Source organism: Pseudomonas sp. ZY71 (genome assembly GCF_036542145.1).
Lineage (GTDB): Bacteria > Pseudomonadota > Gammaproteobacteria > Pseudomonadales > Pseudomonadaceae > Aquipseudomonas > Aquipseudomonas koreensis_A.
Map to the genome: position 1 here is coordinate 1,946,444 of NZ_CP144274.1, position 14,966 is coordinate 1,961,409.

Here is a 14,966-nt window from a genome sequence, read left to right on the forward strand (position 1 = left end):
TGTTCTGCCGGGCTACATCGACCTGATGCATCGGGTCGAACTCAGGTTTGGAATATCAGCCTGCCTGTGCAGATTAAATCTTTTTCATTTCCAGAGATGGATTGGCCAGTTGGATTTTTCGGCGTGCTCCAGCAGCACTGGGTCCGGATTCACCACGTGTGGGAAATCCACTTTCAGCAACAGCGGCAGATCATTGCGTGAGTCGGAATAGAAACTCGCGCCCTCGAGGTTCTCCTCTTCGGCATCCAGCCATTCCAGCAAGCGGGTGATCTTGCCTTCGCGGTAGGTCAGGGTGCCGACGGTATGGCCGCTGTAAACGCCATGGGCGACTTCCAGTTCGATGCCGAGAATCTCATCGATGCCCAGTCGATCGGCAATCGGTCTGACCAGATGCGTGCCCGACGCCGAGATCACCAGAATGCGGTCGCCGGCCTTGCGGTGGGCGGCGATGGTTTTGGTCGCGTCGCTGAAGATGATCGGTTCGATAAAGTCTTCAACCCATGGCCCGACCAAGTGCTCGACTTCTTCCGGCGTGCGGCCGATCAGCGGCTCCAGGCTGAACTCCATGTACTCTTCCATGCGCAATTTGCCATGGCTGTAGGCGTCCATCAGTTCGTTGTTCTTGCGCATGAACGACTCGGGATCGACCCAGCCGAGGCGCCCCATCTGCTCGCTCCAGAGGGTGGCGCAGTCGCCGTGGATCAACGTTTCGTCCAGATCAAAAATTGCCAAAGCCATCGGTTCTCTCCGAGAACAGCTGCGAGCTACAAGCGTCGAGCTGCAAGAATTGGAATCAAGTACGTCGCAGTCTACAACTTGAAGCTTGTAGCTCGAAGCTTGCAGCTGCTTTTAAGCTACTTCACACAGGGCCGTCGGATCGATGGAAAGCGCCAGACGCTGACCGTCGGGATGCAGATCGGCCGCCGAGCGGTTGAGCACATCCACCACCAGTTCCACGCCACGCGCTTCGATGCGATAGCGGATGACGTTGCCAAGAAGGCTGTGGCTACGGATCTGCGCGTCGAGTTCGCCTTCCAGGCTCAGTTCAATGGCTTCCGGGCGAATGGCGATGCGGTGGTTGATCGGGCGCTGCAACAGCTTCGATGCGTCGTCGGCATCAAGCAGGTTGTAGTTGCCGATGAAGCCGGCGGCGAACACATCAACTGGCGCGGTGTACAAGGTTTCGGCATCGCCGCTTTGTACGATTTTTCCCTGATTCATCAGGAAAATCCGGTCGGACATGGTCAGCGCTTCTTCCTGATCGTGGGTGACGAAAATCGTCGTCAGGCCGAGTTCGCGCTGAATCTGGCGGATCTGTTCACGCAGGTGCTTACGAATGCGCGCATCCAGTGCAGACAGCGGCTCGTCCAGCAGCAACAGACGCGGACGCGTGACCAGCGAACGGGCGAGGGCCACGCGCTGACATTGTCCACCGGACAGTTGATGCGGATAGCGGCTGGCGAAGTCGTTCAGTTCAACCAGTTTCAACACCTCGGAAACGCGTTTATGGCTGTCGTCGGCGTTGACCTTTTGCATGCGCAAACCGAAGGCGACGTTCTGCTCGACGGTCATGTTGGGGAACAGCGCATAACTCTGGAACACCATGCCGATTCCGCGCTTCTGCGGACTCAATGGCACGATATCGACGCCATCGAGGAGGATCTTACCGCCATCCACCGGCGTCAGGCCGGCGATGCAACGCAGCAGGGTGGACTTGCCGCAACCGGACGGGCCGAGCAGGGTGACGAACTCGCCTTTGTTGATTTCGCAGTCGATGTCGCTGAACACCGTGGTGCCGGCGTAGCTTTTCTGCAGGTGTTGGACGCTGACGTAGCTCATTCGCTTTTGTCCTTGTTCAAGATGTTGGCGATCCAGGTCAGGACCAGCACGAAAAAGAAATACGAGATAACCAGCGCACTGGTGAAGTGGCCGCTGCTGTTGCGCATGTTGTTCAGGTACACCTGCAGGGTTTCGTAGCGCGTGCCGACGAGGATGTTGGCGAAGACGAACTCACCAAACAGAAACGAGAATGACAGCAGCAATGCGACCATCAGGCCTTTGCGCAGGTTCGGCAGCACCACCAGAAACGCTGCCTGAAAGGTGCTGGCGCCGAGCAGTTGTGCGGCGTCCATCAGGTCGCGCAGGTTGATCGCTTGCAGGTTGTTGGTGATTGCCCGGTACATGAACGGCAGTGCCACGGTGAAGTAGCAACCGATCAGAATCCACGGCGTGCCGACCATCGCCATCGGCCCGGAACCATAGAGCTGCAACAGACCCACCGACGACACCACCGGCGGCACCGCGAAGGGCAGCAGGATGAGGATGTTCATCAGCGCATCGAGTTTCGGGAAGTGGTAATGCACCACGAACAGCAGCGGCAGAATCAGCACCACCGACAGCACCAGCGCGCCGACGCACACCAGCAAAGACTGACCGAACGCGTGAAGAAAGCGCGGATCGCTCCACAACTGGATGTACCACTTTAAGGTGAAGCCGCTGGGCAGGATGGTCGCTGACCAACTGCTGGCGATCGAATAAACCAGCGTGCCTACGAGTGGTAGCAAGAGGATCGCGAACAGCAGATAAACCACGACGCGGTGGTAGAGGCCGGCCGGGCCGGATTCAGCGCGAGACATGGTAGCTCCTCTTCAGCAGCAGTTGATGCACGACGGTGACGATGGTCATCAACGCCACCAACACCACGGCCAAAGCGCTGGCCAGATTCGGATCGAGGGAAATATCGCCGGAGACCATCGCTGCAATACGGATCGGCAGGACGTTGAAGTTGCCCGTCGTCAGCGCATACACCGTGGCGTAGGCGCCGAGGGCATTGGCCAGCAGGATCACGAAGGTGCCGAGCAACGCCGGGGTCAGCACCGGCAAACCGATGTGTCGCCAGAACTGCCAGCCGTTGGCGCCGAGCAACGCGGCCGACTCGCGCCAGTCTTCACGCAAGGCGTCGAAGGCCGGGTAGAGCAGCAGCACGCCAAGAGGAATCTGGAAATAGGTGTAAAGGATGATCAGCCCGGTTTTCGAGTACAGGTTGAAATCCTGAATGATCCCGGACTGCTTGAGCATGATGGTGATACTGCCGTTGAAACCGAGCAGGATGATGAACGCGAAGGCCAAGGGTACGCCGGAAAAATTGCTGGTCATGTTGGCGAAGGCATTCACGAAATTGCGCAGTTTCGAATCTACCCGGCGCAGGGAATACGCACCGAGTACGGCAATGATGATGCCGAAAACGCTCGACCAGAAACTGATTTCGAGGCTGTACTGGATCGCCTGCAAATAGAACTTCGAGCTGAAGATCTTGCTGAAATTGGCCAAGCTCCAGCCGAATTCTTCCGATTGCAGGCTGCTGATCATCACCCAGGTCAGCGGGGCGATTTCGAAGACGATAAAGAACAGCGCGAAGGGCACCACGCACAGGGCTGCCAGCCATTTGCCGCGAGTCATTGAGTTCACTTGAGCAACTCCCGGCACACAGGTTTGTCGTGGGGCACGCCGAGCAGTTCGCAGACGGTGCCGCAGATTTCCGTCTGCTTGGGGGCGGCGCCAGCGTCGAGGCTGAAGGCGTCACCGAGGACGAACAGTGGCACTTGGCGCTCTTCCGGCAACAGGCCGTTGTGCGAGCGATCGTTGTTCATGCCGTGGTCGGCAGTCACCAATACCTGATAGCCCGCGTCGAGCCAGCTCTGCAAGTAGTCGGCGAGGATGATGTCGGCCGAGCGCGCGCAGTTGCGGTATTGCGAAGAGTCGAGGCCGTGCTTGTGCCCGGCGTCGTCGATGTTCATCGGGTGAATCAGCAGGAAGTTCGGATCGTGGCGCAGGCGCAGGTTTTCCGCGTCGGCGAACAGGTGCGAGTCCGGGTAGTGATCGCTCCAGTAGAAATGCCCGTGCTGGATCGGCAGCGACAGATTGTCGGTGTGGCGGTCGCGGGCGGCTACGAACGGCGAGCGGTTGTACAACTCGCTGACCCAGTGATACGCCGCCGCCGCGGTTTTCAAATCGGCATCGCGGGCGTAGTGATAAATGCTGCGCTGGTTGGACAGGCGCGAGACGTTGTTGTGGACGATGCCGCTGTCGATCGGCGGTACGCCGGTGAGGATGCATTCATAAAGCGGTCGGGACAGGGCCGGCAGTTCGCACTCCAACTGGTAGAGCGCGGCGCGTCCTGCGCCAACATAAGCCTGCAGATGCCCCATGGCGTGACGCGCGACCTCGTAGTTGAGGCCGTCGAGCACGACAAGGATGACGTTGTGCTTCATAGGGGCAAAAACTCCGCGAAAACAGGAAATTTCAGATTAAGCCGAGATCCCCTGTAGGAGTGAGCCTGCTCGCGATAGCTGTTGAACATTCAACGACAATGTTGACTGAACTACCGCTATCGCGAGCAGGCTCACTCCTACATGGGGATTTGTTTCAGATCATGCATCGGTGATCAGCCGGTTTATTTCATCTCTACGATGACTTCCTCGTTCCACTGCTGTGGCAGGGCTTTGGAGGTCTTTTCCCACGCATCGGCGTCTTTGATCGGAGTGACCTTTTTGTACTGCTCGTTCGGCAGCAGCTTGGCTTTCACGTCTTCCGGCAGTTGCAGGTGTTCGGCGCGGATCGGACGGGCGTTGCCGCGAGCGAGGTTGGTCTGGCCGGCGTCGCTGAAAATGTATTCGCGGGTCAGCTTGGCGGCGTTCGGGTTTTTCGCGTACTTGTTGATGATCGTGGTGTAGCCGGAAATCACCGAACCGTCGGACGGGATCAGCACCACGTAGTCATCCGGGTTGGCCATTTTGGCTTTGTAGCTGAGGCCGTTGAAGTCCCAGACCACACCGACTTCGATCTCGCCTTTTTCCATGGTGGCGATGGTCGGGTTGGCCATCGACAGGCGACCTTGCTTGGCGATGTCGGCGAACAGCAGCAGCGCAGGCTTGATGTTTTTCTCGTCGCCACCGTTGGCCAGGGCTGCGGCCAGTACGCCGTTGGCGGCTTGTGCAGCGGTGCTCACATCACCGATGGAGACCTTGTATTTGCCGCCCTTGAGGTCTGCCCATTTGGTTGGTACTTCGGAGCCGTGCAGCAGCTTCTTGTTGACGATGAAGGCGATGGTGCCGGTGTAAGCCAGTGCCCAGTTGCCGTCCTTGTCCTTGGCCCAGTCTGGAACCTGATCCCAGGTGCTTGGCTTGTACGGTTGCACCACGCCTTGCTTGACCGCGATCGGACCGAAGGCGGCACCGACGTCGCCGATGTCGGCGCTGGCATTGTCTTTCTCGGCGGCGAACTTGGCGATTTCCTGGGCGGAACTCATGTCGGTGTCGATGTGTTTCAGGCCGTAGGTCTTGGCCAGGTCTTCCCAGGTGCCTTTCCAGTTGGCCCAGTCATCCGGCATGCCGACGCTGTTGACGGCGCCTTCCGCTTTCGCAGCGGCTTCGAGGGTTTTCAGATCGGTGCCGGCCGCCATGGCGGAGGTGCACATTGCAATGGTCGAGCCTAACAGTGTTGCCAGGAAAAGCTGTTTCATTCCGAAGCTCCTTGGTCGTGTTCAACGCTGCGATTGCGGTATGTGTTGGTCTAGGTCAGCAATACCTGAGCCAATTTAAGGGGGCTGGATGACACTTTGATGTCGGCGGCCTTGCGGCGGGCCTTTTATTTGCCCGGTATTGGCGGCTGCCAGATAAGCGTAGACCATGCTCAAAGGCCCGGAGCGCAAGGGGCTTGGCCGATGTATTGCAAGTCGTGAAGACGACCGTTCGGTAGTTTTGTCATCTCTCGGTCATCTGCACTGCCTAGGCTTGCATCATCAGGAAACGGCTCGATTGCCGTGCGGTTTTGCCCCGAAACAGTGCTGGTCTAGTCCAGGTAGGTAACGTTGATGCGCGATGAGGCAACAAAAGCGGTGACAGCGATCGGCCAGGTGCTGCAGGAACAGCTCGATCACGGGTTGCTGGCGGCGGGCAGCAAGTTGCCGGCCGAGCGCAAGCTCAGTGAGTTGTTCGGTACGACGCGGATTACTGTGCGAGAGGCGTTGTTGCAACTGGAGGCGCAGGGACAGATTTATCGTGAGGAGCGCCGTGGCTGGTTCGTTTCGCCGCCGCGTCTGGCCTATAACCTGATGCAGCGCAGTCACTTTCACGCGATGGTCAGTGCGCAAGGGCGGGTGCCGTCGACCGAGGTGATTTCGGCGCGGTTGCAGCCGGCGTCTGCGGCGGTGTGTGCCTGGTTGCAGTTGCCGGCGTTGTCGAGCGTGATTCAGATTTGCCGGTCACGCCGTATTGATGGGCGCTTGGTGTTGTATGTGGAGCACTATTTGAATCCGCAGTTTTTTCCGGGGATTCTTGAGTTTGATTTGAATCAGTCGATGACCGAGTTGTATGCGCGGCATTACGATTTGCACTATGGGCGGGTGCGTTTTGAGATTGTGCCTACGTCATTGTCGGTGGATGCGGCGGCGGCTTTGCGGGTGTCGGTGGGGAGTCCGGGGTTGCGGATTGCTCGGGTTAATTATGATCAGCATGAGCGGTTGATTGATTGTGATCTGGAGTTTTGGCGGCATGATGCGATTCACGTTGGGGTTGATGTGGTTTGAGCTTTGACCTTGGCGGCCTGTGGGCCGACCAGGTTCTTGGGGTTTTGGGTGTATATCCGTTGCTTCGGGTGCTGCCGCTGACGGTTTCGCTCTTACAGCCATCCCTTTCAAGGTCTTTTCGTTTTGGCAGCCTTGATAACTCTGTCCGTTGAGACATGAGCATGGACCGCTGTACCTTGAACCCATGTCTTGGGTTTAGGCACCTTGGGACCGCGGGGGCTTTTCGCAACTTGTTTGGGCTGGATGTTTCTGGCCAACTCCAACAGGCGTTGGGCCAGTTGCTCCAGAGGGACAACGGGAAGATATTCTGAGGGCAGTGCAATCTGCATTCCCTCATAACCACTCCTGACCTGAACCGCCAAGTGATAGATGGAAGCTTCCCATCCTTCAGGTTGAGTCTCCCGGTGAGCTTGCTCGACACTTCGTTTGAGGACGGCCAGGACGTTGTAGGCCAATACCGCAGTAGCGAACCCGAGCAAGGCAGCCTTCGGGCTGCCAAGGGTTTCGATTTCACTTTCCAGAATCGCTTCCAGTCGCTGGAACATACCTTCAATGCTCCAGCGGCGGCGATAGAGCTCTGCGATCTGCTGTGCACTGACGCTTTGGGGTAGGTTGCTCCAGAACATCAAGCTGCTGTCTCCCGAGTCCGTTGGCGAATGAAGCGTCAGTTCGACACGCCGACATTGGTAACCGCCTCTGACCTGGATGACCTGCTCACGCACAGTGCCTGTTTCCACAGGCACCGGCTCTTGCCACTCACCTTCTTGAATCAAGCGTGGATGCTTGGCTTGCTGGCGAATGACAAAGGAGGTCTGGGCCTGCTCACAAGCTTCCATGACCGGGAGCGTGCAATAGAGTCGATCAGCCAACCACACTTGGCCCGGCTCGGCATCAGCCAACAGCGGCAGCACGCAAACACGCTCGCTTGCGTAGGCATCCTCACACGCCTGAAGGTCGATGACCTGATCGAGGTCGGGGTCGTAGGCCACCACCGAAAAACCGGGACGAGCGGCGCCGCGCTCGTGACGTAAAGCTCCCAGACGTTTCTCAGTGGATGCCAAGTGATTACCGTCCACTACCCGAACCTGCCAACCCGGCAGCATCGTCGTGCAACCCAGCTCTTTTATGGTTGGAGTCAGGCGTTGAGCGCAGCCCGTAACCAGGGCGCGCAACAGCGCCGGCTCGGTACGACTGATCTTGTCGTAGAGAGCCGCCAAACTGACAGGAAGATCTTCCAGTTGCCGCGCGGCGGCGTGCAGGGATGGCTTCAAGCCCAATGAAACAAGGGACATCAGCTTGACGATGGTCGAGAACAGTAGCTCACGAGAATACTGCCGTTGCCGATGCTCTTCGAAAACCTGATCGACCCACTCAGGGGCAATAGCCTGCTCCAGCGCCAATTTAGCCATGACACTGGCGGGTGCTTTTTTCTCGAAACGCGCTAGAACATCGGCCCACATCGTTTGGGATCCCTGAATGAAATTTCAGGGGATTTTACCGAAGACCTTGAAAGGGATGGCTCTTACAGCGACTCACTTTTCCAGACGCCGAAAAGTAAGCAAAAGGCTAGGCCCCGGCGTTCGGCCCGCTCGCTGGGGCTCGGGGTTCCTTCGCTCCGGGATCGATCCGGGGGCATCGCTTCCGGTTTGCTTCGCTGCACCTACTTTCGATGTGTTCGACTTCGTCGAACGGCGCTGCGCGCCCACCCCCGGATAGACCCCTCCACTCAGCCTGCCGAAGGGGCCGGCACGGCAAGATCAAAAGCGGTACTCGAGCTAACGCTCATTGTGTTGAGTGGTGAGAAGCAGAAGCGGTTGGACTCAATCCTTGTGGAAGCTGGCTTGCCAGCGATGGCGGCCTGACAGCCGACCTGATTTGCGCAGATTGCACACGGTCCAATTGTAGGAGCGAGCCTGCTCGCGATGGCGGCCTGACAACCGACCAATTTCTAACTGGCTGCACACGGTCCAAATGTGGGAGCGAGCCTGCTCGCGATGGCGCCCTGACAGCCGACCCATTTCTGACAGACTGCACACAATCCAAATGTGGGAGCGAGCTTGCTCGCGAAAGCGGCCTGACAGCCGACCTGTTTCTGACAGGCTGCACACGGTCCAAATGTGGGAGCGAGCCTGCTCGCGAAGGCGCCCCCACAGTCACCTCATCCCTATTCGCCCACCCCCGCATTGGCATACAAATAATCCGTCGCCAACGACGCCAATGTCCTCACGCCCACCACCAACGCCGACTCATCGACAAAGAACCCCGGATTGTGATTCGGCGCGGCCTTGCTCATGTCCTGATCCCGCGGCGTGACGCCCAAAAACACAAACAGCCCCGGCACTTCCTTGGCATAGAAAGAAAAGTCTTCCGCGCCACCCACCAGCGGTGCATTCACCACATCATCCTTGGCCGCCCACTTCAGTGTCGGCAGCATTTTTTCCGTCAGTGCCGGGTTGTTAATCGTCGGGTCGTATTTTTCGATGATGGTGACATCCGCTTTTGCACCACCGCTTTCGGCGATTTTTTCTACGGTCTGGCGTACGTCGGTATGCAGTTTCTGGCGGATGCCGTAGTCGTAGGAGCGGATCGTTCCGGTCATGTCCACGGATTCGGGAATGATGTTGTAGCGCGTGCCGCCGTTGATGGTGCCGATGCTGACGACTGACGGGTAAGAGGATATGTCGGTGCGGCGGCTGACCACGGTTTGCAGGCCGACGATGGTTTGCGCGCCGACGGTGATCGGGTCGATGCCGTCCCATGGGCGGCCTGCGTGGGTCTGTTTGCCGAGGATTTTGATGCGCAGGTCGTCGGAGCTGGCGAGGGTGGCGCCCGGGCGGTAGGCGATCTGGCCGGCGGGGACGCCGGCCCAGACGTGCAGGCCGAACACCGCGTCGGGTTTTGGCGATTTCATCACGCCTTCCTCGACCATCATTTTCGCGCCCCAGGTGTTTTTGCCGTCGGGGATGAAGTCGCTTGGGCCTTCTTCGGCGGGCTGGAAGTAGAAGACTACGGTGCCGGGCAGGGTGGCGCGCATGCCGGTGAGAATTTTCGCCGTGCTCAGCAGGATCGCGGTGTGGGCGTCGTGGCCGCAGGCGTGCATGACGTCGACTTCTTTGTCGAGGTAGGTGCCTTTGGCTTTCGAGGCGAAGGGCAGGTCGGAGACTTCCTTGACCGGCAGTGCGTCCATGTCGGCGCGCAAAGCCACAGTCGGGCCGGGCAGGGCGCCTTTGAGGACAGCGACTACACCGGTGCGGGCGACGCCGGTTTTGACTTCCAGGCCCATGGCCTTGAGTTGTTTGGCGACCAGTTCGGCGGTGCGTTTTTCGGTGTTGCCGAGTTCTGGATGAGCGTGGATGTCGCGGCGGGTTTCCAGCAGCTCGGGCTCGAGCTTTTGCGCTTGTTCGGCGATTTGCGTGCGGGTATTTTCCAGCGTCGCGGCGCCGGCGTGGCTGGCGAACAGGGTGAGTAGAACGGCCTGGGCAATGCGCGTCAGTTGCATCGGTTTCTCCTTGATTATTGTTGTCGGGCTTCCCTGCCTGTGACTGCAACCGCGCGCCTGAGTGCTATTCCTTCGGTTCGCCACCGCCGGCAGTGATCACTTGCACGCTCATGCGCGGCGTTGCCAGATCGAGCCCGGCTTCGTCGAGATGGCGTTTGAGCGACAGGTTGAAGGCTCGGGACACTTCCCATTGTTTGATCGGCGCGGTCTTGAACCGTGCGCGCAGGATCGCGCTGCCGGATTCGAAACTCTCGACCCCCTGAATCTCCAGCGGCGACCAGATGTTGCGCCGCTGCAGCGGATCGGTGCGCATCTTCTGGCCGACTTCACGCATCAGTTTGATCGCATCGTCGATTTCCATGTTGTACGGCACCGCGACGCGGAAGATCGCGTAGCCGAACTCCCGTGAGTAGTTCTTGATGCTTTTGATTTCGCTGAACGGGATGGTGTGGACGATGCCGTCGATGTCGCGCAGGCGCACGGTGCGGATGGTCAGGCCTTCGACGGTGCCGAGGTGGCCGCCGACGTCGACGTAGTCATCGATGGCGAGTGAGTCTTCGATGATGATGAACAGGCCAGTAATCAAATCCGCGACCAGCGATTGCGCACCGAAACCGATGGCCAGACCGATCACGCCGGCACCGGCCAGCAGTGGCGTGACGTTCATGCCCATGTTCGCCAGCGCGACGATCAGCGCAATGATGAAGATCGCCACGAACAGCACGTTGCGAATCAGCGGCATCATCGTTTGCGCACGAGCATTTGCCAGACCTTTGCGCGAGCGGGTGAGGGCGTGGTGCACAGCGGTGTCGGCGAGGATCCAGATCAGCCAGGAGAAAATCAGCGTACCGATCAGGCTGAACAGTTTGACGCTGACATCATGCCCATCGCCCTCGGCGAAACCGATCAGCGACTGGCCCCACACGCGCAGGCCGAGTTCGATGAAGACCAGCCAGACCACCAGGTGCGCGAGGGTGTAGAAGAAGTTTTTCAGGCGTTCGGAGTACAGCGCATGACGTTTTGGCCCGCGTTGCGGTTTCAGTGAGTGGCGGCGCACGAGGCCGTTGATCACCATGCACATCACCAGCAGCACGGTGCAGATCAGCGATTGGCGCAATGCCGTGCTGGTGTCGCCGGCGGAAACGAACGTGGCGAACAGCGAGATGCCGACCAGCACCAGCGCCGGCACGTACCAGAAGGTGCCGAGGATTTCGATGGTGTCGCTGAGGGCGCGGCGGGTCAGGCGCCGTGACAGCGGCTGGTTGCGAATCAGATGCGCAATCGGTCGGCGGAAGCGCAGGATGAACAGACCGGTCGACAGTGCCGCGAGGACATTGGCGATGGTCGCGGCGGTGTGGGCCAGGTGCACGCCGAGGCTTTCGATCAGGCGCGGATCATTCAGCGCTTCACCAAACGCGGCGAAGCTGCCGATCAGCCACAGCGGCCGAAATGCCTGATGACGCAGGATGTACAGCGCACGGTGGCGGTGCGGGCCATCGAGCAGGGAAAACGCGATCACGCAAATCGCCGAGAAACAGGTGCCGACCACCAGCGCATAGGCCAGCACCATCGCCAGGCTTTTGCCCAGCGACGACGGCAGGGCGTAGCTCATGTAGACCGTCATCACCAACGCGATCAGCCACGGCCCGAGCTTGCGCAAAGCGAAGCGCAGCATGTCGAGGGCCTTGGGGTGTTGCGGCAATTCTTCGGTAAGGCCGAAGCGCATGCGCACGCGATGGCCGAGCCAGATCAGCGCGGCGGCAAGCAGACTCCACACCGCGAGGATCATGGCGAAGCCGAAGATGATCGGCAGCCATTCGTTGGCCGGCAACATCATGCCGCTCAGCTCTTCCTTGGCCAAGTCGAACTCGTTGCCCCAGCGGTTGAGCGGGCTGTCGGCGCCGGTGAATTGTTTTTCGAAGTTGGACAGGGTGCCGCCGATCAAGCCGAGCACGCCTTCTTCGGGGCTGGCCTGGGCCTTTTTGGTGGCGTCGCGCAGCTTCTTCAGATCGGTCAGCAACTGTGCGCGTTGCTTGTCGTTTTCCAGCGACTTGATGACTTCGTCGAGGGACTGGCCGAGCGGTTCCTGGGCTTCCGGTTGGGCTTTGTTGGTGTTGAGCAGACCGGGTAAACCGACCGCGTGGGCGGGGGCCAGCGGCAACAGCGTCATCAGGCAGACGAGGAACAGGCTGGGCAAAGCAAAAAGACGAGCGAACACTAGGCGGTCAACCTCGCAAGGGGCGGATTCGCTGGAGTGTACGAGGCCCACTAAAGCAATGCGAGCCGGGCGCGGATTTATTCGTTGAGTTTGGCGAGGATCTTGTACACCACCGTGGCGAGGATCGTCAGCATGCCGACCCACATGGCAAACACCCCGGCGTTCTTGTCGCGGAAGTTGAAACCGATCGCCAGCAGGATCATTCCGCACAGGATGGGAATGAGCATGGCGTGGAACGAAGACATCGAGATCATGGAGACTGCCTTGTCGAAATGAATGATGTAAGTCTAGGTCGGTTTTGGCGGAGCAGTTCTGATGTGTATCAGAGTTGAGTCATTCCAAAGATGAAATATGTGTTGTCTGGACTGCCGCTTTCGCGAGCAGGCTCGCTCCCACAGTTTGGAATGCATTCCAGGGTGGGAGCGACGGTGCGACGATTCGACCTGCTCGCGAAGCTTTTAAGGCAACTCGCGGCAGGCGTAGAACGCGCTCAGCACTTTGACCAGATGCGCCAGGTCGTGGCTGCCGCACAGTTCGCGGATCGAGTGCATGGCGAAGGTCGGCAGGCCGATATCGACAGTACGCACACCGAGGTGGCTGGCGGTGATCGGGCCGATGGTCGAGCCGCAACCCATATCACTGCGCACCACGAAGCTTTGCACTGGCACTTCTTCGGCCATGCACAGATGGCGGAAGAACCCGGCGGTTTCGCTGTTGGTGGCGTAGCGCTGGTTGCTGTTGACCTTGATCACCGGGCCGGCGTTGAGTTTCGGGCCGTGGTTGGCGTCGTGCTTTTCTGCGTAGTTGGGGTGCACGCCGTGGGCGTTGTCGGCCGAGACCAGCAGGGATTTCTGGATGGTGCGGACGAATTCGTCACCTTCCGGCAGCAGACGACGCAGGGTCTGTTCGAGCATCGGGCCGTCGGCACCGCAGGCCGAGCAGGAACCGACTTCTTCGTGGTCGTTGCACACCAGCACGCAGGTTTCGTCGGTTTCGGCGGTGAGCAAGGCTTGCAGACCGGCGTAGCACGACAACAGGTTGTCGAGGCGCGCGCCGGCGATGAAGTCGCCATTCAGGCCGATGACTGCAGCGCTTTGCGTGTCGTAGAAGCTCAGCTCGTAATCGAGTACGACGTCGGCGTTCAAGCCATGTTCGCGGGCCAGTTGATCGGTGAGCACGGCGCGGAAATCGACACGCTCGTCACCGGCGAATTGCGCGAGAATCGGCGGCAGTTCGGTCTGCGCGTTGATCGCCCAGCCCTGATTGGCTTCACGGTTGAGGTGAATGGCCAGGTTGGGAATGATGGCGATCGGTGCCTTGAAGTCGATCAATTGGCTTTCGACTTTGCCGTCGCGGCGGAAGGTTACGCGGCCGGCCAGCGACAGATCACGGTCGAACCACGGTGCCAGCAGCGCGCCGCCGTAAACTTCAACGCCCAGTTGCCAGAAGCCCTGACGCTGCAGTTCCGGTTGCGGCTTGACTCGCAGGCACGGGCTGTCGGTGTGCGCGCCGACCAGGCGGATGCCGCCGTGCAGTGGCGAAGTGCGGCCCATTTTGATCGCGACAATCGAGGAGTCGTTGCGGGTGACGTAATAGCGGCCGTTCGGCTCGGTGGTCCATGGCTCGCGCTCGTCGAGGCGCACATAACCGGCAGCCTCCAGACGCTGCACCAGACTGGCGGTGGCGTGGAACGGGGTAGGGGAGGCCTTGAGAAAGTCGATCAGGCCTTGGTTCAACTCTTCGCGCATAAGAAACTCCAGACAGCAATGGGCGGGAGTTTAACGCATCGGCCGGGGAATTGAATCTGCACCGGGTCCCTGTGGGAGCGAGCCTGCTCGCGAAAGCGATTGATCAGTCAACATCAATGCTGAATGTGAAACCGCTTTCGCGAGCAGGCTCGCTCCCACAGGGGGGCAGTGTGGTCTGTCAGAACGGCGCGGGGCACTCGAAGCGCAGGCGTTCGCCGGTTTGCGGGTGGGTGAAGCTGAGCATGCTCGCGTGCAGACACAGGCGTGGCCATGCCGCCAGCGCCTGCTCGTGGGCATAGAGCCCGTCACCAAGCAGCGGATGCCCGATCGACAGCATGTGCACGCGCAACTGGTGCGAACGGCCGGTGATCGGCGTCAACTCAACGCGACACCAGTCACCGCAACGCTCCAGCACACGCCAGAAGGTCAGCGCATGCTTGCCGAATTCGTGGTCGACCACATGACGCGGTTTGGTCGGCGGGTCGTAACGCAGGGGCAGGTCGATACTGCCACTGTCGAGCTCCGGCTGACCCCAGGCCAACGCGGTGTAGGCCTTTTCGGTTTCGCGGTCGTGAAACTGCCGCGACAGTTCGCGGTGCGTGTCGGCGTCACGCGCGAGCAAAATGATGCCGGAGGTTTCCCAGTCCAGACGATGGACGATGCGCGCTTCCGGGTAGCCGTTTTCCTGCAGACGGGTAATCAGGCAATCCTTGTTGTCGTCGGCGCGACCGGGCACCGAGAGCAGCAACGTCGGTTTGTTCACCACCAGTACGGCGGCGTCCTGATGGAGGATGTGGATGTTGGACAGCGGCATTAAAACAGCCTCGTAACAAATGCCAACGGCGGCTCGGAACTGCTGATAACCCTGTAGGAGCTGCCGAAGGCTGCGATCTTTTGACTTTGAAGATCAAAAGA

At 59.6% G+C, this 14,966-nt stretch carries 13 protein-coding genes; 1 reads left to right on the top strand and 12 read right to left on the bottom strand.

The window, feature by feature from the left end:
- Positions 1 to 84: 84 nt before the first annotated feature.
- The 6 genes from VY732_RS08700 to VY732_RS08725 form a co-directional block, all read right to left on the bottom strand.
- Entirely contained in the window at positions 85 to 738 is a 654-nt protein-coding gene (locus VY732_RS08700; protein ID WP_331695192.1) for an HAD family hydrolase, read from the bottom strand.
- 111 nt (positions 739 to 849) lie between these two features.
- On the bottom strand, positions 850 to 1,839 hold the full coding sequence (locus tag VY732_RS08705; RefSeq protein WP_007916331.1) for an ABC transporter ATP-binding protein: 990 nt from the start codon (positions 1,837 to 1,839) through the stop codon (positions 850 to 852).
- Positions 1,836 to 2,591 (bottom strand): ABC transporter permease, encoded by a 756-nt coding sequence (locus tag VY732_RS08710; protein ID WP_442968569.1) that lies wholly within the window; start codon positions 2,589 to 2,591, stop codon positions 1,836 to 1,838. The genes VY732_RS08705 and VY732_RS08710 overlap by 4 nt, the downstream gene beginning before the upstream one ends.
- Before the next feature lie 31 nt (positions 2,592 to 2,622).
- On the bottom strand, positions 2,623 to 3,459 hold the full coding sequence (locus VY732_RS08715) for an ABC transporter permease (protein WP_185057816.1): 837 nt from the start codon (positions 3,457 to 3,459) through the stop codon (positions 2,623 to 2,625).
- A 5-nt stretch (positions 3,460 to 3,464) separates the two neighbouring features.
- Positions 3,465 to 4,271, bottom strand: a complete 807-nt coding sequence (locus VY732_RS08720) for an alkaline phosphatase family protein (RefSeq protein WP_116032914.1) — start codon at positions 4,269 to 4,271, stop codon at positions 3,465 to 3,467.
- 182 nt (positions 4,272 to 4,453) lie between these two features.
- On the bottom strand, positions 4,454 to 5,521 hold the full coding sequence (locus VY732_RS08725; protein ID WP_077571761.1) for an ABC transporter substrate-binding protein: 1,068 nt from the start codon (positions 5,519 to 5,521) through the stop codon (positions 4,454 to 4,456).
- 351 nt (positions 5,522 to 5,872) lie between these two features.
- Between VY732_RS08725 and VY732_RS08730 the strand changes: the two genes are divergently transcribed.
- On the top strand, positions 5,873 to 6,586 hold the full coding sequence (locus tag VY732_RS08730) for a UTRA domain-containing protein (protein ID WP_007916338.1): 714 nt from the start codon (positions 5,873 to 5,875) through the stop codon (positions 6,584 to 6,586).
- Between the two features lie 107 nt (positions 6,587 to 6,693).
- Here VY732_RS08730 and VY732_RS08735 read toward each other — a convergent pair whose 3' ends face one another.
- The 6 genes from VY732_RS08735 to VY732_RS08760 form a co-directional block, all read right to left on the bottom strand.
- Positions 6,694 to 7,995, bottom strand: coding sequence for an IS4 family transposase (locus tag VY732_RS08735; protein WP_331695843.1), 1,302 nt, complete (start codon positions 7,993 to 7,995; stop codon positions 6,694 to 6,696).
- Between the two features lie 755 nt (positions 7,996 to 8,750).
- Positions 8,751 to 10,085: an amidohydrolase gene (locus VY732_RS08740; RefSeq protein ID WP_331695193.1), complete on the bottom strand. Its 1,335-nt coding sequence runs from the start codon at positions 10,083 to 10,085 to the stop codon at positions 8,751 to 8,753.
- A gap of 64 nt (positions 10,086 to 10,149) precedes the next feature.
- Entirely contained in the window at positions 10,150 to 12,303 is a 2,154-nt protein-coding gene (locus tag VY732_RS08745) for a mechanosensitive ion channel family protein (RefSeq protein WP_331695194.1), read from the bottom strand.
- A 77-nt stretch (positions 12,304 to 12,380) separates the two neighbouring features.
- Positions 12,381 to 12,557, bottom strand: coding sequence for a hypothetical protein (locus VY732_RS08750; protein ID WP_016982863.1), 177 nt, complete (start codon positions 12,555 to 12,557; stop codon positions 12,381 to 12,383).
- A 204-nt stretch (positions 12,558 to 12,761) separates the two neighbouring features.
- Complete coding sequence (locus VY732_RS08755; RefSeq protein WP_034151767.1) at positions 12,762 to 14,051, bottom strand: M18 family aminopeptidase; 1,290 nt, start codon at positions 14,049 to 14,051, stop codon at positions 12,762 to 12,764.
- A 178-nt stretch (positions 14,052 to 14,229) separates the two neighbouring features.
- Positions 14,230 to 14,865, bottom strand: coding sequence for an RluA family pseudouridine synthase (locus VY732_RS08760; RefSeq protein ID WP_016982865.1), 636 nt, complete (start codon positions 14,863 to 14,865; stop codon positions 14,230 to 14,232).
- Positions 14,866 to 14,966: the final 101 nt, after the last annotated feature.

What these genes read in the sequence shown, in the direction of transcription:
- VY732_RS08700 (WP_331695192.1), bottom strand. Translation starts at nt 738, where the DNA reads ATGGCTTTGGCAATTTTTGATCTGGACGAAACGTTGATCCACGGCGAC.
- VY732_RS08705 (WP_007916331.1), bottom strand. Translation starts at nt 1,839, where the DNA reads ATGAGCTACGTCAGCGTCCAACACCTGCAGAAAAGCTACGCCGGCACC.
- VY732_RS08715 (WP_185057816.1), bottom strand. Translation starts at nt 3,459, where the DNA reads ATGACTCGCGGCAAATGGCTGGCAGCCCTGTGCGTGGTGCCCTTCGCG.
- VY732_RS08720 (WP_116032914.1), bottom strand. Translation starts at nt 4,271, where the DNA reads ATGAAGCACAACGTCATCCTTGTCGTGCTCGACGGCCTCAACTACGAG.
- VY732_RS08725 (WP_077571761.1), bottom strand. Translation starts at nt 5,521, where the DNA reads ATGAAACAGCTTTTCCTGGCAACACTGTTAGGCTCGACCATTGCAATG.
- VY732_RS08730 (WP_007916338.1), top strand. Translation starts at nt 5,873, where the DNA reads ATGCGCGATGAGGCAACAAAAGCGGTGACAGCGATCGGCCAGGTGCTG.
- VY732_RS08735 (WP_331695843.1), bottom strand. Translation starts at nt 7,995, where the DNA reads ATGGCTAAATTGGCGCTGGAGCAGGCTATTGCCCCTGAGTGGGTCGAT.
- VY732_RS08740 (WP_331695193.1), bottom strand. Translation starts at nt 10,085, where the DNA reads ATGCAACTGACGCGCATTGCCCAGGCCGTTCTACTCACCCTGTTCGCC.
- VY732_RS08750 (WP_016982863.1), bottom strand. Translation starts at nt 12,557, where the DNA reads ATGATCTCGATGTCTTCGTTCCACGCCATGCTCATTCCCATCCTGTGC.
- VY732_RS08755 (WP_034151767.1), bottom strand. Translation starts at nt 14,051, where the DNA reads ATGCGCGAAGAGTTGAACCAAGGCCTGATCGACTTTCTCAAGGCCTCC.
- VY732_RS08760 (WP_016982865.1), bottom strand. Translation starts at nt 14,865, where the DNA reads ATGCCGCTGTCCAACATCCACATCCTCCATCAGGACGCCGCCGTACTG.